The following is an 18,402-nucleotide window of genomic DNA, read 5'->3' as shown; positions in this document are numbered from 1 at the left end:
AAGATCCATGGCCCAGATACGCATTCAGACGCCGGGACGAGTTTGTTTATATGGTGATCATCAGGACTACCTGGGCTTACCGGTCATTGCCTGCGCCATAGACCGATATATTTACCTGGAGGCAAATCCAATTGGATCACCGGTTCTTGAGATACATTTACCAGACCTGGATAAGCAGCGAACAATTTCATTGAGTGACCCACTGACAGTCGACCTCCACGATCACTTGGCCAGTGGCCTGAAGGTTTTACGAGACCTGGGAGCTGAGGCCAGCCAGGGATATCATATCACAATTAGCGGTAATCTACCCATAAATGCCGGGGTGTCCAGCTCATCGGCTGTAATGGTAGCCTGGATGCATTTCCTGAACTCTGCCTATCTAGACCGATCAGTGAATGGGCAAGAACTGGGACAATTGGCGTATCGCGCAGAAGTACTGGAACATCATTCACCAGGCGGCAATATGGACCAACTCACCATTGCCTGTGGCGACCTGGTGTTCATTGACACCCAAGGTCATGGAAAAGTTCAGGCACTGAGAAGTCCCTCCATTGGACTAGTACTTGGTGTATCTGGCATACCAAAATCTACATTAGGGACCTTGGGATTCAACCGGCAAAAAGCAGAACAAGTCATAAGTGCCGTTCGTCACTCCAAGCCCGATTTTGTCCTTCGGGACTGTACTCCTTCTGAGGTTGATGACTATCTGGGATCAATTCCCGATGAATTAGAGGCTGTATTTCGTGCAGCAGTCGGGAATCATCACCTCACTCTATTGGCCACGGAAGAACTAGAACGGAAAGAACCTAGCCTGGCTAAGCTGGGAGAGATCATGACGGCGCATCACGCCTTACTAAGGGACAATTTGGGGCTCTCTACCGACAGGATCGAAGAAATGCTTAGCGCTGCACGATCCACTGGTGCACTAGGAGGAAAAATTGTCGGGTCCGGCGGTGGAGGTTGTGTGATCTGTTTGTGTAAACCGGGCAATGAAGACAAGATTGCAGAAGCTATGATTATGGCCGGGCCAAGGAGGCCTTCGGAGTTAAGATTGCAAACGGCAGCAAATTGTTATGACTGACAAACTATTGATACTTGCGGCGGGAGCTTCCACCAGAATGAAGGCCTCTAAGGGTTCAGCTGGCCTGACTTCTAAGGATATCGAACTCGCCAATTCCCGGTCCAAGTCGCTGATCCCCGGACCAGATGGTCACAGACCGGTTTTGGATCATCTGATTCTTAGGGCAAAAACTGCTGGCATATCCCAGATCTACCTAATTGTGGGTGCCAATCTTAACGATTTCCAGGAGTATTATGGTCCAAAAATCAATAAGAATGAGTTTCACGGAATTCAAATCCACTATGCCATTCAACACATTCCAACAGCTAGAAGCAAACCATTAGGAACAGCCGACGCAGTTTACCAAGCGATGACTCAATATCCAGAATTGCAACAACAACATTTCCTGGTCTGTAACTCGGATAATCTGTACTCTGCTGAAGCCATTAACACCGTGAGGTTGTCAAATAGCCCTGCAGCTCTGATGGCCTATGACCGAGCCGCCTTGGAATTCTCCGATGAGCGCATCGCCAGATTTGCCTTACTTCAGTCGGACAGTCAAAATTTTCTGTCCGATATAATCGAAAAACCAGAGCAGGATAAAGTTGATCAATTTCGAGGACCCGATGGTAAATTCAGGGTGAGCATGAACATCTTTTCCTTTGATGGCTCCTTGATGTTCCCCTATTTACGAGATTGTCCATTTCACCAGGAAAGAGGTGAAAAGGAAATCCCAACAGCCTTATTAAATGCAACCCGTGATCTTGAAAAGGCTTGCTTTTGTTATCCGATCTCAGAGCATGTTCCAGACTTGACCTCCAAGGAGGATATTGAGCAATTCAGGAAATTCCTAAAATAAAAAAACCCGCCGATTGGCGGGTTCTTGGTGTTATGCGTTTTGCTTCTTGATCAGGTTTAAGGCAGATCCTTCCCTGTACCACTCGATCTGAGAATCGTTATAGGTGTGGTTGGCGATAATGGTATCCGTAGATCCATCTGCGTGAACCACCTCTATCGTTAATGGTTTCCCAGGTGCGAACTCTGCTATATCCAGGAAGTTGAACGTATCGTCCTCCTGGATCAGATCGTAATCGGCCTCATTGGCAAAGGTGAGTCCAAGCATTCCTTGCTTCTTCAGGTTGGTCTCGTGGATACGGGCAAAGGACTTCACCAAAACGGCCGCAACTCCCAGGTGTCTTGGTTGCATGGCGGCATGCTCCCTGGAAGATCCTTCCCCGTAGTTGTGATCTCCCACAACTATGGAACGAATCCCTGCCGATTTGTAAGCACGTTGAGTATCCGGTACTCCACCGTATTCCCCATCCAATTGATTCTTAACAAAATTGGTTTTTTTGTTGTAAGCGTTGACTGCTCCGATCAGGGTGTTATTGGCAATATTGTCCAAGTGACCTCGATAGCGCAACCAGGGCCCCGCCATGGAGATGTGGTCTGTAGTACATTTACCAAATGCTTTGATCAACAATTTCACCCCCTGAAGTTCGCTATCTTGAATTGGAACGAAGGGTGTAAGTAATTGTAGTCTTTCTGATTCCGGGCTTACAACTACATTGATCCCGCTCCCGTCAGCAACTGGCTCCAGGTAGCCATTATCAACAACATCAAATCCAAGCGGCGGCAGTTCCAGTCCTGCTGGTTCGTCCAGCATGACCTCTTCCCCATCCTCATTGATCAAGGCATCGGTTATCGGATCAAAGTCCAATCGGCCTGAGATAGCTATTGCAGCTACCATTTCCGGAGAGCCAACAAAGGCATGCGTATTTGGGTTTCCATCAGCACGCTTGGAGAAGTTTCTGTTGAAAGAATGAACGATGGTATTCTTTTCGTCCCCCAGCAGATCACTTCGATCCCATTGGCCAATACACGGGCCACAGGCATTAGTGAAGATGGTGGCACCGAGATTTTCAAATACACTTAGCAGCCCATCGCGTTCTGCAGTGTATCGTATTTGCTCGCTTCCTGGGTTGATCCCAAAATCACTCTTAGGTTTAAGGTTTTTATCTATGGCCTGCTGGGCGATTGAAGCCGCACGGGTCAGATCCTCGTAAGAAGAGTTAGTACAGGACCCAATCAACCCCCACATAACGTTGATAGGCCAATCGTTTTGTTGTGCTTTTGGCCCCAACTCACCAACCGGAGTAGCCAGGTCTGGTGTAAACGGCCCATTTAAGTGAGGCCTAAGGGTCGATAGATCGATCTCGATGACCTGATCAAAATATTGTTCCGGGTTGGCATAGACTTCAGGGTCTCCAGTAAGGTATTCCCGAATCTTATTGGCCTCATCCGCTACTTCTCCCCGCTCGGTGGCGCGAAGGAATCGTTCCATGGAATCGTCATACCCAAATGTAGAGGTCGTCGCCCCTATCTCGGCTCCCATATTACAGATAGTTCCCTTTCCGGTAGCAGAAAGATTTTCTGCCCCTGGTCCAAAGTATTCTACTATAGCTCCTGTTCCTCCTTTAACGGTAAGTATCCCGGCCACTTTCAAAATGACATCCTTACTGGCTGTCCATCCGTTCAACTCTCCAGTCAGCTTGACACCGATCAGTTTAGGAAACTTTAGCTCCCATGGCATACCTGCCATGACATCCACGGCGTCTGCACCTCCCACTCCAATGGCTACCATTCCCAGTCCCCCCGCGTTCACCGTATGAGAGTCTGTTCCAATCATCATTCCACCCGGGAAGGCATAATTCTCGATCACTACCTGGTGGATAATTCCCGCTCCCGGCTTCCAGAATCCAATACCGTATTTGTTGGATACAGACTCCAGGAAATCGAATACTTCACTACTGACCTCGTTGGCGCGTTTGAGGTCTGCTTCCGCACCTTGTTTCGCCTGGATCAAGTGGTCACAGTGAACAGTAGTAGGTACGGCGACTTTCTTCTTCCCGGCCTGCATAAATTGAAGCAAGGCCATTTGTGCTGTGGCATCTTGACAGGCAATTCGGTCCGGCGCAAAATCGACATAATCTGCTCCCCTCCTGTAGGCTTGGGTCGGATTTCCATCCCACAGGTGGGCATATAAAATCTTCTCTGCAAGTGTTAACGGTTTACCAGCAATTTCCCGGGCTTTATCCACTCGCTCGGGCATGTTTGCGTACACTTGTTTGATCATGTCGATATCAAAGGCCATAGTCTCTTTTTTTTAGTGCTTTTAAAGTGCTGCGAAATTACAAAATAATGAACTATTTTAAAATTAATTCAATAAAATTGGGGAATCAATGCGTATTTTTTAATGAATCACAATTTAAACAATCATTAATTCAATGATTCCAAATTTTTTGTAGCAATAATTATGAAATTGCTAATTTTTAACTCTGAAAATTCGCTTTTTGGATGAATGATCTCATAAATCCATCATGGGACTCTCATATTTTCTGATCAGGAAGTAGCCCAGCCGGCGTCCTCCTTGTAGCTCTTCAACAAATAGGCGATAAAGGATTCCACCTATCAAAAATCCACTGAGGACAAAGAAGATCTCCACACCCATGAAACCGGCAATGATCAACAACTGTGTCAGGCCATTGTTCCAGTCCGGGTAGACCCATAAAAAATGTGAAAAGACAACGCTCAAAATGGCAACTGCCCTCATCAGGTCTAAGCCGAAAACGCGTTTCTCAAATTCGATTGGCAAGCTGATCTGGATTGGATCAGAGCAAGGTAATCAATTAAAATAAGTTGCGGATAATCTCCTCTATCGTCAGCCCTTCGGCTTCCGCCTTGTAGTTCTTGATCAGGCGATGTCTCAAAATCCCCACAGCCACTTTTTGAACATCTTCTATATCCGGAGAATATTTACCGTGAAGTGCTGCATAGGCCTTCGCACCGAGGATCAGATTCTGGGACGCCCGTGGTCCCGCTCCCCAATCAATATACTGGCGGACCATATCCGAAGCCTGGTCAGATTTTGGCCGGCTCTTGCCCACTAGGGAAACCGCATATTCGATCACATTATCTGCAACAGGTATTTTCCGGATCAGCTGCTGGAAGTTGATAATCTCTTCTGCGGAGAATAAGGCATCTACCTCCGGAAGATCACCAGTAGTCGTTGCCTTTACCACCTCTACCTCCTCTTCAAAGCTTGGATAATCCAGGTTGATGGCAAACATAAAACGGTCCAATTGGGCTTCAGGTAATGGATAAGTCCCTTCCTGCTCGATGGGGTTTTGTGTAGCCAATACAAAATATGGTTTATCCAGTGGGTAGCGATGTCCGGCAACAGTAACTACCCGCTCCTGCATGGCCTCTAGTAAGGCGGCCTGAGTTTTTGGTGGTGTCCGGTTGATCTCGTCAGCCAGAATGATATTGGCAAAGATGGGACCCTTGATAAATTTAAATTGCCTGTTCTGATCCAGGATCTCCGATCCCAAAATATCACTCGGCATAAGGTCCGGGGTGAATTGAATGCGTTTAAAAGCCAACCCTAGGGCATTGGCAACAGTGTTGACCAATAAGGTCTTAGCTAATCCCGGAACACCGATCAATAGGGCATGTCCTCCCGAAAAAACGGAGAGCAATACCTGCTCAACCACCTCATTCTGTCCAACAATTACCTTACCGATCTCCTGGCGTAAGGCTTCGTATTTTCCGACCAGAAGGTCTACGGCGGCGACATCGCTCATAGATATTTATCGTTTAAGCCAGTTACTGCTGAATTCACAACCCTGGTAATCGGCATTGACATTGACATAGGTGTCTTTGATCTTTTTCTCCTGCCATTTCTCGATGGCTCTGATCTGTTTCTCCTTTAGAGCGAGGTCCTTGATCTTCTCGTAATCCTTAACATAATCCGCCGGGTGTTCTTCAAAACGACGAGTTATGGTCAGTATTTTAAACTTACTCTTACCGGTATAATCGCGATCGGTGAACACCTGCGACACCTCGTCTTGTTTCAAATTGTAGACCTGGGCGCTGAGGGTTGGGTCCATCTTCGTCAGATCGAAGCGGGTATCAAAGGTGACCGGATTGACCAACTGACCTCCGTTGTTCCTGGTCTCAGTTTCGTCTGAGAAACGCCGGGCAGCCTCATCAAAGGCAATGGTACCACCAACGATCTCCTGTCGGAGTGAATCTATCTTCACCCGGGCCTTGTCAATTGTAGACTGGGTAACCTCAGGGAATAAGATGATATGTCTTACATCCACTTCTTGTCCGCGGATCTTTTCTACATAGAGCAAGTGCCAACCGAACTCCGTTTCGAAAGGTTCGGAGACTTCACCCTCTAGAAGTGAAAATGCCATGTCCTTAAACTCCTTCGCAAGCGGGGAATTCTTTCTGACCGCAGGGATCAAACCGCCTTTGGAAGCACTTCCATCTTTGGAATACAGTACAGCTTTGGATGCAAAACTGGAGCCATTATCTACGATGTCCCGTCTTAATTCATTCAATCGGTCGATCACATCCTGAGTAGCCTCAGCGGTAACCTCAGGTTCGACGACGATCTGGGCTACTTCAACCTCAGCGCTGAAGATGGGTCGTTCGTCCTCCGGTATGGAATAGAAGAACTCCCTAACTTCCTCTGGGGTGATCTCTACATTCTCCACCACCTTACGCTGCATCTCGCTGGCCAATTGTAGGGTTTTGTTCACCTCGAACAACTCTTTCCTCAGCTCGGCCATACTCTCTTTTCGATAGAATTCGGCCACTTTCTCTTCACTACCCAACTCGGTGATCAGGTATTGCATTTGCTGGTCGATGCGATTATTGATCTCCGCATCCGGGATCAAGATACTGTCTATTTTAGCCTGGTGTGCGTATAGTTTATCTTCCATTAACTTACCCAGCAGCTCACATCGGGTAATCTCCTCTACGGAAATTCCTTGCTGCTTCAATTCCAGGTAACTTTTGTCTATGTCCGTATCCAGGATAACATAGTTTCCTACCACTGCGGTTACTCCTTCTGCCTTAAAGCGTTTGAAGGTCCTGACGGTGTCTTTCTTTTCAACAGTCTGGGATGTTAATTCCTCGGCACTTCCCTTGGCCACACCGGTGCTATCCACAGTTACCACCTCCTGAGCCTGAGTAACAGATACCAGTAGCAGCATGACGACTATTAATAATTGATTATTGCGGGAAATAGGTTTCAAAACGGTTGCTATTGATCGCATCTTTGGTAATATCCTTTTCTAATTTCTTGATCAGTTCCAGTTTTCGTTTGTTCAGAATAACCTGGATAATGGTAGGTCGGACGTAGGACATTGGCGCCGGATCATTAGGTGCCAAGGCGTCTTCAATTTTGACCAAATATAGTCCTATTGAGTCTTGTAGGAGTGTAAAATTGGATTTTTTTAACACTTCCAATCGATCACTCAGAACTGGTAAGGTCTCGACGAGTGCTTCTTGCCTAAACCAGGTGGAATCGTTGAAGTTATAGGACATGAATTGGATGCTTAATTCGGATAGTTCGGATCGATCCGCCGAGTCAAATCTGACCAGCCTCTGTCTTACTGCTTCTTCGTCCGAATAATTGGGATCCAAATGAACATAGCGCACCTTGATCAAGGACTCGTTTAGTCTGAAGTTGGCCTTGTTCTGTTCGTAGTATTGATTCAGTTCAGATTCCGAAATGGTACTGTCCAGTTCACGACTCACGATCATAGACTTGTACGCATCCGTATAAAGCTCCGATCTGTAGTCCTCAACTAATTCGTCAAACTGTTGTTGCTGCTGCTCTGATAGATTGATCATGGCCTGATCGATAAGTAATTGACGCGTGGCCCATCGATTGATATAACCGCCTACAATGACTGCACTGTCTTCCGGGCTCGTCGTTTCGAAGACCAGATCCTCGATCTCGTCCAAATACAGGTAAGAATCATTTACACGGGCTATGGGGATCCGTCCCTCATCTTGTTTGATATAGTCACAGGAGAATAGCGCAAACAGTATCCCAATGACCAAAATCCAACTCCATCTATCTCTGTTATTTCTCCTCATCCCTAATACGGCTTAATTCATGCCGTTCTTCAATTGATCAAAAACCTGCCGATCGATCTCCACAGGGTATCGTTTCCTGAGCTGTTCCATCCAGTCTTCCTCCATTTTGACCTGATAGTCGGAAAGAACCTGTCCTCGGGCTTCTTCCAGGGATTTGGGTCCGGCAGGTAACACGCTCTTACCTACCACCAGAACAAAATTATCTTCGGTGGACAGCACTGAGGAGACACCTTCTTTCATTTGATAGGAATCCGGTAAGCGACTATCTCCAGCTTCATAAACTCCTGAGGTATAAAGCACCTTGACCTTGTCAGAATTATTCAAAGCGGCACGAATCTCCTCTGCATTTTCGCCAGATCGCAATCTGTTGGAGACCTCTTCCAAAACAGTCCCATCCGAGGCACTAAAGATCTCTGCTTCTAATCGATCTTCCCATCGATAATTCTTTTTGTTCTTTTTGAAGAACTTTTCCAGTCCTAAACTATCCGTCCTGGCCTCATTCCAGACAGATCTGTTCATAACTTCAAATATCAACAGGCCTTCCCTGTATTCATTAACGACCAGGGCGTATTCCTCATTGTCTTCTTCTAAACGAGACTTGACGAACCGCTCGATCTCCAGCTGTTCAAATTCGTAGTAAACCTGGGTAAGCAGCTCTCCTTTTTGTGTAGGTAATTTAATCCGTTTCTGTCGCTGTTCCAGATAAGCACCATACTGGGACAGTCTTAAGGGTTTGTCTCCAATGATAAACAATACCGGGTCACTTTCTCTTATTAATGGGGTAGCTTTCCAACTCCGTTTCATCACACTGTCCGTAACCCAGTTCATAGCAGGTTCCAAGTACGATTGCTTGCGCTGGAAACCATACTGATCCTTTACCCGGTCGACCAAGTTTTGCGTGAGAACCTTGGCGCGATTCCCCTGAGAGATCCTGTTTTTAATATCCTCTTTTTGTTCTTCAAATGTCTTTACGGGTATCAATGAATCCAATCGGATAATATGCCAGCCAAACTCACTTTTAAAGGGTCCGCTAACGGCTCCGATCTCCGAAAGCTGGTAGGCCTTGGTTTCAAATATTTTAGAGCGAAGACTTCCTCTACCAAAGGGTCTTAATTGGCCCCCATTTCTGGCAGAACCCTTATCCTCAGAGTACTGCCTGGCCAAACCTTCAAACTCTTCTCCCTGCTCAAATTGCGCATATACTTCCCTGATCCGCTGCTCAGGGTCAACAGTACCGGCATCTTGTCTGTCTGATACCATGATATGAGACACCACCAGATCCGGACTCTTTGCCCGCCGGTCATTTACCTTCAGGATATGGTAGCCAAATTGCGTCCTGACAATCTTGGAGACCCCACCTACTTCAATTTGGTAAGCGGCAGACTCAAAAGGATAAACGGTTGCAAAAACAGAGATATAACCCAACTTACCACCTGTTTCCTTTGCACCGGGTTCCTCGGAGTATTGCTTCGCCAACTGTGTGAAATTCTCGCCCGCCAAGGCTTTCTTTCTGACTGACTCTATTTTGTTGTAGGCCTTCAAGGTATCTTGAGGAAGACTATTCATACCAACTAACATCAGGATATGATCAACGTCCAATTCTTCCAATCCCCGTTCGTATGCCTCCGTTACTAGCTCGTCCGTCATTTTATCCTCGTAGATGTAATTGCGCGCCAGTTGATCCTCATACTTCGCGAACTCCTTTTTGTATTGAGGCAGGGTATCCAGGCCCATGGAGTAGGCTTCCGCTACTTTCAGCTTGTATTCAACAAAAAGATCCATATAACCATCCATGGATCGCTGTTGATCATCCTGAACCAGGTTTAAATTTTTCTGGTAGACCTGTAAAAATTCTCGGCCGGTGATCTCCATCTGTCCGACCGTCATTAGGACATCCGACTCTTGTTGAGCGCAGATAGGAATAAAGAACAACAGGGATAAGGAAAAAAGGGCAAATTTCATCAATACTATCAATTCGTTTAGCAATCGCACAAAAATAGAAAAAATGAAGCGCTACCCAAGCCCTGCTGCCATTCATAAATAGCCCTGTAGTGTCTTTGAGGTACTGTCTTCTTCTTAAAATTGGTTAACTTGTCTATTAAAACCTGACCACATGAAATATCGCAATGAAATTACCATTGATCTGCCCCGCAGTACGCTTATTGAAAAGCTGGATAACCCGGACAATATGAAACACTGGCAGAGGGGACTGATTGGCTATAAGTTGCTCAATGAAGAGGATCCAGGAGCCGTTGGGGCACAGATGGAACTAGAATACAAGATGGGCAAACGACAAATGATCATGACCGAAACCATTACCAAACGAGATTTTCCCGGTGAGTTTCATGCCACTTACGATGCTAAAGGAGTGCATAATATCCAGCAGAATTTTTTTGAAGAGGTCGATGCCCAGTCTACGAAGTGGGTCTCAGAGAGCGAATTCCAATTCGCTTCCTTTGGAATGAAGCTCATGGGTTGGCTTATGCCAGGAGCATTTAAGAAACAGTCCCTGAAATATATGATGGACTTTAAGAATTTTGCCGAGAAAGGGGTTTCCGTTGCCGATGGATGAGTCCTATGATTTTGTCAAAATGATCTGGGACTTTCGCGGACGCAGTGCCGAGCGGACTGCAGAGCATCACCGCATCCACCTGGACGATTTTATCCGTATGGAAAAATTGAATCAGTGCGAGACGGGCTTGGAAAAGGTATCGGATAGTTATACCATGGCCTATATGGTAGTTCCCAAAGACATGGTACCCGCCCTAAGGGAAAAATTAAAGCCTCATCGAGGACAGATCCACCGACAGTAATGAGAGCGTTCTTTAGGGATAAATTGGAATATCACCTATACTCCAACAGACAAATAATCGATTCTTTACTTGAGGACGGCAGCAAGACCAGCGAAGACATGATCAAATTGATCTCCCATACCTTGCATGCACAAGGTATCTGGAATAATCGAATCCTGGGTCAACAGTATACAGGTGGCGTCTGGGACCTTATAGAACTCACTGAGCTCCACGACCTCAACGATTCATTGCACCATCAAAGCTTGGAAATTTTGGAAGGGACAGACTTAAGTAAGGAGGTCATCTACAGCAATAGCAGAGGCCAGGCATTTAATAACACAGTCGCTCAAATCCTCTACCATCTGATAAATCACGGTACATATCATCGGGGTCAGATCATGATTTTGATGTCTGAAGCTGGTATCCAGACTTTTGGTAGTGATTATGTCGTTTACAAACGATAACGTTAAGGCTCTTATAATTCCTTTAGGATAACTGAGAAATGTCTTATTATTGCGGGAATCTAAACAGTTAACCCCATGATGAGATATGTAATGATCGCTATCCTGTTGATCGGATTTAGCGGAATAGCCCAGCAAACAAAGGTCGGAACCATAGATGTGGATTTTATTTTGTCCAAAATGCCCGAACTGGCACAAGTTCAGAAGGGGGTTGAAGACTATGGAAATACCTTGCAGGTAGATCTGAATAAGAAAATGACTGACCTCAATACCGAACTGGAAAAGTACAAGGCAGACGAAGCCACTTTGACCATCGCCCAAAGAAAGACCCGTCAGGATTCACTTTTGGCCATGGAGGACGATATCAACAAGTACCGTTCCAACTCCTCCCAATTACTCGTTCTGAAAAGGGATGAATTGATGCAGCCACTGTTCAAAAAAGTAGGTGATCAATTGGAGGTCATAGCCAAGGCCCAAGGCTATACCCAGATCTTTCAGCGCGACAACAACCTGATCTACATTGACAACAACTACGATGTTACCTTGGATGTGATCAAAGCGCTTGGGATAGAACTGGAAGAAGGAGAATAACCCCCTGGCTTTTATCGGGAATAATTAGGAGCCTCCTTAGTGATGGTAACATCATGCGGGTGGCTTTCGTGTATCCCTGCAGCCGTGATCTTGATGAATTTAGCGTGTTCTTTGAGGTGCTCAACACTCGGAGCTCCACAATACCCCATTCCGGCTCTTAGCCCACCGACAAATTGAGTCATGCTTTCGGCAAGATCACCTTTATATGGTACCCGACCAACTATTCCTTCAGGGACTAATTTCTTGATGTCATCTTCTACGTCCTGGAAGTAACGATCCTTGGACCCCTTCTTCATCGCTTCTACACTTCCCATTCCGCGGTAAGACTTAAATTTTCTACCCTCGTAAATAATGGTCTCTCCTGGAGATTCCTTGGTTCCTGCTAGTAGTGATCCTAACATGACCGAGTCTGCTCCGGCCGCTATGGCCTTTGGGATATCTCCGGTATAGCGAATACCTCCATCGGCGATCACTGGTACTCCCGATCCTTTTATCGCTTCCGCAACTTCCATTACCGCCGAGAATTGTGGAAAGCCAACTCCGGCAACCACACGGGTCGTACAAATAGATCCCGGTCCAATTCCGACCTTGACCGCATCGGCTCCGGCCTCGACCAGATATTTGGCTGCCTCCGCAGTCGCAATATTTCCAACCACTACTTCCAGTTCAGGGAAGGCCGCTTTGACCTCTTTCAGCACAGTAACTACACCTTTGGTATGTCCGTGGGCCGTATCTATGATCACTGCATCTACTCCAGACTTTACCAGGGCTGTGGCCCGTTCTACCGCATCGGCTGTTACACCCAGGGCTGCCGCTACACGTAAACGACCAAATTGGTCTTTATTCGCAATCGGCTTTTGGGTCAGTTTAGTGATATCCCGGAAAGTGATCAATCCTTGAAGTTTTCCATCCTTAGAGACAACTGGTAACTTCTCGATCTTGTTCTCTTGCAATATGGTTTCTGCATCAGCCAGGGAAGTTCCTTCGTCTGCCGTGATCAGATTCTCACTGGTCATGACCTCCTCCAGCAAACGGCCATAATTCTTCTCAAAACGCAGGTCCCTGTTGGTCACAATACCGATCAGTATCCCATCATCGTTTACAATAGGAATCCCGCCTATCTTGTATTCGCTCATGGTCTTCTGAGCATCACCAACGGTATGATCCTTCTTGAGGGTTACCGGATCCAAGATCATTCCGCTTTCTGCTCGTTTTACCTTTCGCACCTCCGCGGCCTGCTTCTTAATGGTCATATTCTTATGTAATACCCCTATACCACCTTCACGTGCCATGGCGATGGCCATAGCGCTTTCTGTGACGGTGTCCATAGCAGCCGAGACCACGGGAACATTTAAGGTGATGTTTCTTGAAAATCGAGAAGAGATCGAAACCTCTCTAGGCAATACTTCAGAATAAGCAGGTACTAAAAGTACGTCGTCGTAAGTAAGTCCTTCTCCGAGAATTTTGTGCTGGTGTGCAGTCATCGCAATTAAATTTTGACCTAAGAAGACGGTCGGAATTTCACATTTAATTGCGTGCAAATATACGTAATAAAGCCGAACAATTGACCGGTCTTAACATGACCATAACCGTTAAACCATCAAAAGGTCAATTGCAAGCCTAAATACCAGGTTCTGGGTTGGCTGGGAATGATCCCAGGTCCAGGGTAACCTGTTGCCCGACGGACAAAGTAACTGTTGTCCAACACATTGTTAAGTCCAGTCTCCAGGCGGGCGAATCTCCATGTATAGTTAAATGACAGATCCATCACTCCATAGGATGGGATCTCCCCTACTATACCACTTTGACTTTCAAAATCTCGCTCGCTATTGGTGGCATCTGTAAACTGTTCACTCAAGTAGGTCCATTGTAGTGAAGCAGCCAGATTCCGGTAACCGAAATTCAAGCCCGTCTTCCAGTTTATCAAGGGTACATATTCTACCTTATTTCCTTCAACATTGTTTAGCTCAGAGCTAGTATACTCGGATCCGGTCAAGGCAAGATTGGAAAATAAGCTCAAATTCCAATCCTCAGACCAACTGAAGGTGTTTCTTATATCCCACTCACCAAAGGTCTCTAACCCGTAAGTGATCGCGTCTCCGATATTGCTCCTAAATCGTTCTTCTTCTATATCACTGACCGCCCGCACGACTACTCCTAGCCGGTCCCGATAACTCAAGAAGAATGCACTTACATCGAACCTAAGTACATCGTCAATTTGTCCTCGCAGTCCGAGATCTGCCGTAAATCCTTCCTCGTCAGATATGTTCGGATCCACTGTCAGTGACGGGTTGGTGACCCGAATATCATTAAAGGTGACCGATCTGTAATTCTGACTGATGTTCCCGTAAAATTCCAGCCGATTTTCTGGACGGTAACTAACACCTAGTCCGAAAAGCACAAAATTGCGCTCAAATACTCTGTCATCGCGTATGGTTTCATTCAGAATAGGGTTTCCGGCATTGTCCAGATTGATCTTCTTAAAGGCCCCTTCACTCTCTGTCCTGATGTACTCCCAGCGAAATCCAGGTGTAATGGACCACTCCCTGCTCAGTTTAAAAATGTTCTCTCCAAAAAAAGCCAGATTCAGATTCGGAAAGTCGAAGTCACTTTGACGTGGGTAATTGGGATACTCATCGTCTGCAAAATCGAAATTTGCATCACTACCGTTGCTTCCAGGCCCTTGCCTCTCACTGTTGTTGGATTGATAGTATTTGGTCCCTATCAATAAGACCTGAGTCCTGTCTAAAAATTCATAACGCGTAAGTAATCTGGCTTCTGCTCCCCAGTTGTTAAACCGACCATCGATCAATTCCCTTGGAGCATCGGGTTGATCGGGTTGAGAAACCCGGTTCTCACGAAAACCTACGGCCTTTCTACTGGCATCCAGACCAAAGAGGTTAAGACTGAAATCGGTATTGGAGGAAAAGCGGTGGTCCAACCTGAGTGAATACAGTTTCCAATCTACCTCGAACCAATTTCTCTCCCTATTACTAAAGCTTGGATCTTCTTCAAACTGGGCATCTGTCATACCTCCGGGTTGCTGTGCCAGGTAGTTCAAATAGCTAAATTCGCCGGTAAGGGTTGTGTTCTGACCTAGTTCATAGTCCAAGTGAGCAAAAGCATTATAGGACTCGAATTGAGAATTAGGGCGGAAATCGTTCCCGCGTTTGTAATTGAAGTAGGTATAATAACCTAGTTTGCCTAGCTGTCCGCTAAGGCTATTAAAACTGGTTAAGAGATCGTAAGAGCCAAGGGTCTGCCTGGAAGTCCACTCGATCTTCTCGGTGCGGTTGGGCTGATGCATTTTAAAATTGACCAAGCCACCAAATTGAGTCCCGTATTGAAGGGAAGCTGCACCACGAACTACTTGAATTTCCGAAATGGACTCCGCGGGTGGAGTATAATAGCTCTCCGGATAACCCAATACATCGGCCGAAATATCATAACCGTTCTGACGGGTATTGAAGTTTGCCGTCCTGTTCGGATTCAACCCCCGTCCACCGATGTTTAGTTGCAGTCCGGCATCATTGTTCTCAAAAATGTTCAATCCCGCTACTCTGGAATATACCTGGCGCGCATTGGAAGTAGCCAGATTTGCGGTTAGATTATCCACCAGCACCACCTCACTTTTCTTAGACTCATATATTGCCGTCCCCTCAACAGATTTGAGCTGTTTTAAAGTAAATATCCGTTCCTTTTGTCTGGAAAGAACAACTTCGGTCAAGGTCTCTCCCAATAACTGCAATTGGAAATAGACCATGGAGTCGCCTTGGACAACAGTAGTTTCTTCCAGCAGATCATATCCCAGTGAAAAGATGACCAAGCGATACGTTCCATCATTGAGATTCGAAAATGAAAATTCTCCGTTTGAATCCGTAATCGCCGTCAGGCCTTCTTCCACCAGATAAACCTCTGCATTGGCAATGACAATTCCCTGATCCGGATCACCTACCCGCCCACTGAGTACAGACTGACTCAGCAGTTGAGCACACCACATAAGTGTGATGGCGAATAAGAATGAATGCTTATAGACCTTTGATCTCATCGTTAAAAGGTAATATCCAGGTTTTGTGTTTCAGTGATTCTTTTTGCTGCATCAGATCGACATCCGGATCGATATAGGGTTGACTTAAGCGGCCGTTTAGCGCCACGTAGGACTCAACGTAGATCTGAACTTGCCTATGACCCTGGGCTTCAAAGTGCCTGCCCAACTTGTGTGCATATTCCAGGATAAAATCCGGCTGAAAACTCATTTGCTTCTCCTGAAAGGGAGTCAAAAAGTCCGAGTTATCTACAATAAAACTGTTGCCATTAACCCCATCAACAACCTTGAATTGAGCATACCCAGCCTTTTCCATCAACATGACCCGCCAAGAGAACCGATAGCCTTCCTCTGTCCAAAACAGTTCGCCGGGATAAAGCAAATAGCGCCACGGAAACAACAACTGGAAGGCAAAAAATCCGATAATCAGTTTCTTTTTCCAACTTGAGCCAGAAGGCAGAATACGACCATACAAACCACTGTCCCATTTGGGCAGATCAAATTGGATCAAGCTCGAAAGAACTCCGAGAATCCGCTGGTGAAAAGCTGGACTGAAGAAAATTAGCGAACTCACGATCATGATATATGGGAACATGCCAATGGGAAATAAAACCCGGGTTAGCACATGAAAGATGACTACAAGACCAAATGCGAATAACCTGGTTCTTTTGTTCAGTAATAAAAAGGAAATAGTAAGGTCATAAATAGCACCTGCCCAGCTAAACGCATAATGAACCCATGGCTGCTGCATCAAATCTCCCAACAACGGTAAATCGTAGCGCGCCGGAAGCCAGATCTTCAAGGGCATGGCCTCCAACAACCAGTCGCTGTTCAGCTTGGCCAAACCGGCATAGAAATAGACAATTCCCAGCATCAGTTGTACAGATACTACACTCCATCGGGGAACCAACCGGCTCGCGCACTCCGGCCTGGTATTTGCATCCAAAGCAAAGTAGCGATTGGCCGGTAGAAAGATCATTAGAAAACTCAGGCAACTGATGAAATAATAGTGATTCAGATAAGTGGTCTTATCCATCAACTCGATATAGGTAAAGCTGAGGAAGAAGATCGTTATCGCCAAGCGATACTTATATCCCAGGGCAACCAGAATAGCGGCAAGCCCACAGATAACAAACAGGATGTAAGTGGCCTCTCCCAATGGCCTGGCCCATTCGAAGCCAAAGAAAGTGAAATGCCATTGGGGGTCTATATAGAGTTTACGCACCCAACCATTGGCAACAAAGCGGATGATACTGGCCAACATCATCACACCAAATAGAATACGAAAGACCGCAAGTGGTGCGGCCTCCGTAGACTGATTCAAATATGTTTTATATCGTTCCAGCATTAGTCGCCGTCGGCGTCTACATAATCGATACTAATATCCAGTGCTTGCATCATATCGACCTTCATCAGGACCACATTGCGCTGTAGCTCATCATAGGCTCCCAACATCTTAGCGTTGTCGTCCTGTATTTGCTGAACGAAGTTGGTATTCAGCCCTTCAATGCTCAACCTGGCAATGTCAAACTGATCATTGATCAATTGACTTAGGTCCTCTCCATTCTTGATGGTATTCAGAAAATCCAGATAGGACTTCAAACTAGATCCTGTGGCATTCCCATTAAACGCACGGCCGTTGAAAAAATCCTGGGCTTCCTGCAAAGCGATCAACGCCAATTCCCTGGAGGAATCCCGTTGATAGTAAACCTCTACTCGATCCGGGAGAGGTTCGGTAGAGAATACACCAGCAGGGATACCAACCTTTCCTGCACGTAAAGCTTTCTCGTAATAGAACATGAAATCGTTGGTAAGTTTGTCTACCGAACCACTGGCGGAACTGGCCGTATTGGCAACAAAACTGTCTCGGAAGCCGCCCTGCCAATCTGCTAACACAGCAGCTGTCAGATCAGAAATGGTCTGGGTCAAATCCTGGAGATAATCCATCAAATCGGCCTCAGTCTGGAATCGATTCAAAATGGCGTCATTATCTGCAGCTGACGCATAAAGCAGATAGTCCAAGGCTTGGAAGCCTTGAGCATCATTGTTAGAAGGCAACGCAAGATCGTAACTAGCAGATTGAATATTCTCTTCTATCTGGCTGGGGTCCGCAGGATATATGTTTACTCTATTTCTAAAGCGGATCGATTCCGCCTCCCCAATTTCGAATATGGAAACAGATTGGAATGCAACCAGAGCGTCATACCACGACGATCTTAGGGCTTCCAAATTAGAGCTACTGGCGTCCTGAGAAAATGCATTTGCAGATTGATTCAATCCATCAGCTGCTGCTTTGAAATTTTCAAATGCGGGAACGATGATATTATCCGCCCAATTGACCAACAAAGCACCCCTGTCGAAAGAGGTGCCGTTGTCATTATTGTCGTTATTATTTTGCCCGTTATCATCGTTGTTGTCGTTCGAAGGGGTATCGTCCCCTGAAGAACAGGCTAACAGAAATCCAAAGAATAGGATCCAAACAATGTTCTTTTTCAT

16 protein-coding genes are annotated in these 18,402 nt (G+C 46.1%); 6 read left to right on the top strand and 10 right to left on the bottom strand.

Annotated elements, in window-relative coordinates; genetic code table 11:
* Nucleotides 1-7 precede the first annotated feature (7 nt).
* A complete protein-coding gene (locus BST85_RS02815; RefSeq protein ID WP_104811875.1) occupies nucleotides 8-1,081 on the top strand; it encodes a GHMP family kinase ATP-binding protein in 1,074 nt (357 codons plus the stop codon).
* Nucleotides 1,074-1,919: a sugar phosphate nucleotidyltransferase gene (locus BST85_RS02810; protein WP_104811874.1), complete on the top strand. Its 846-nt coding sequence runs from the start codon at nucleotides 1,074-1,076 to the stop codon at nucleotides 1,917-1,919. Before BST85_RS02815 ends, BST85_RS02810 begins: the two co-directional genes overlap by 8 nt.
* 30 nt (nucleotides 1,920-1,949) lie before the next feature.
* Here BST85_RS02810 and BST85_RS02805 read toward each other — a convergent pair whose 3' ends face one another.
* The 6 genes from BST85_RS02805 to BST85_RS02780 all read right to left on the bottom strand — a co-directional run bounded on the left by BST85_RS02805 (nucleotide 1,950) and on the right by BST85_RS02780 (nucleotide 9,979).
* Nucleotides 1,950-4,214, bottom strand: a complete 2,265-nt coding sequence (locus BST85_RS02805; protein WP_104811873.1) for an aconitate hydratase — start codon at nucleotides 4,212-4,214, stop codon at nucleotides 1,950-1,952.
* 213 nt (nucleotides 4,215-4,427) lie between these two features.
* A complete protein-coding gene (locus tag BST85_RS02800; RefSeq protein WP_219842111.1) occupies nucleotides 4,428-4,715 on the bottom strand; it encodes an acyltransferase family protein in 288 nt (95 codons plus the stop codon).
* 34 nt (nucleotides 4,716-4,749) lie between these two features.
* Entirely contained in the window at nucleotides 4,750-5,703 is a 954-nt protein-coding gene (locus BST85_RS02795; protein ID WP_104811871.1) for an AAA family ATPase, read from the bottom strand.
* A gap of 6 nt (nucleotides 5,704-5,709) precedes the next feature.
* Nucleotides 5,710-7,188: a peptidylprolyl isomerase gene (locus BST85_RS02790; protein WP_104811870.1), complete on the bottom strand. Its 1,479-nt coding sequence runs from the start codon at nucleotides 7,186-7,188 to the stop codon at nucleotides 5,710-5,712.
* Complete coding sequence (locus BST85_RS02785) at nucleotides 7,145-8,017, bottom strand: peptidylprolyl isomerase (RefSeq protein WP_104811869.1); 873 nt, start codon at nucleotides 8,015-8,017, stop codon at nucleotides 7,145-7,147. Before BST85_RS02785 ends, BST85_RS02790 begins: the two co-directional genes overlap by 44 nt.
* Nucleotides 8,018-8,029: 12 nt before the next feature.
* On the bottom strand, nucleotides 8,030-9,979 hold the full coding sequence (locus BST85_RS02780) for a foldase protein PrsA (RefSeq protein WP_104811868.1): 1,950 nt from the start codon (nucleotides 9,977-9,979) through the stop codon (nucleotides 8,030-8,032).
* A gap of 151 nt (nucleotides 9,980-10,130) precedes the next feature.
* Between BST85_RS02780 and BST85_RS02775 the strand changes: the two genes are divergently transcribed.
* The 4 genes from BST85_RS02775 to BST85_RS02760 all read left to right on the top strand — a co-directional run bounded on the left by BST85_RS02775 (nucleotide 10,131) and on the right by BST85_RS02760 (nucleotide 11,861).
* Nucleotides 10,131-10,589: an SRPBCC family protein gene (locus BST85_RS02775; RefSeq protein ID WP_104811867.1), complete on the top strand. Its 459-nt coding sequence runs from the start codon at nucleotides 10,131-10,133 to the stop codon at nucleotides 10,587-10,589.
* Nucleotides 10,582-10,830 carry a hypothetical protein gene (locus tag BST85_RS02770; protein WP_245917621.1) on the top strand — a complete coding sequence of 83 codons (249 nt, stop codon included), beginning with the start codon at nucleotides 10,582-10,584 and terminating at the stop codon, nucleotides 10,828-10,830. Before BST85_RS02775 ends, BST85_RS02770 begins: the two co-directional genes overlap by 8 nt.
* Entirely contained in the window at nucleotides 10,830-11,273 is a 444-nt protein-coding gene (locus BST85_RS02765; protein WP_104811866.1) for a DinB family protein, read from the top strand. The genes BST85_RS02770 and BST85_RS02765 overlap by 1 nt, the downstream gene beginning before the upstream one ends.
* Nucleotides 11,274-11,348: 75 nt before the next feature.
* The gene (locus BST85_RS02760) at nucleotides 11,349-11,861 is read left to right on the top strand and encodes an OmpH/Skp family outer membrane protein (RefSeq protein WP_104811865.1); all 513 of its coding nucleotides are present in this window, start codon (nucleotides 11,349-11,351) and stop codon (nucleotides 11,859-11,861) included.
* 11 nt (nucleotides 11,862-11,872) lie between these two features.
* Here the strand turns inward: BST85_RS02760 and guaB are convergent, their stop codons facing one another.
* From guaB to BST85_RS02740, 4 genes are all read right to left on the bottom strand, one after another.
* Complete coding sequence (guaB, locus tag BST85_RS02755; protein ID WP_104811864.1) at nucleotides 11,873-13,345, bottom strand: IMP dehydrogenase; 1,473 nt, start codon at nucleotides 13,343-13,345, stop codon at nucleotides 11,873-11,875.
* A gap of 116 nt (nucleotides 13,346-13,461) precedes the next feature.
* Nucleotides 13,462-15,909, bottom strand: coding sequence for a TonB-dependent receptor domain-containing protein (locus tag BST85_RS02750; protein WP_104811863.1), 2,448 nt, complete (start codon nucleotides 15,907-15,909; stop codon nucleotides 13,462-13,464).
* Nucleotides 15,890-17,254: an HTTM domain-containing protein gene (locus BST85_RS02745; RefSeq protein WP_104811862.1), complete on the bottom strand. Its 1,365-nt coding sequence runs from the start codon at nucleotides 17,252-17,254 to the stop codon at nucleotides 15,890-15,892. The genes BST85_RS02750 and BST85_RS02745 overlap by 20 nt, the downstream gene beginning before the upstream one ends.
* On the bottom strand, nucleotides 17,254-18,402 hold the full coding sequence (locus BST85_RS02740) for an imelysin family protein (protein WP_104811861.1): 1,149 nt from the start codon (nucleotides 18,400-18,402) through the stop codon (nucleotides 17,254-17,256). Before BST85_RS02740 ends, BST85_RS02745 begins: the two co-directional genes overlap by 1 nt.

The organism is Aureitalea marina (assembly GCF_002943755.1).
GTDB classification, from domain to species: Bacteria; Bacteroidota; Bacteroidia; order Flavobacteriales; family Flavobacteriaceae; genus Aureitalea; species Aureitalea marina.
The sequence above is the reverse complement of the archived record's forward strand: the minus strand, read 5'-3'. Positions and strand labels throughout refer to the sequence as shown.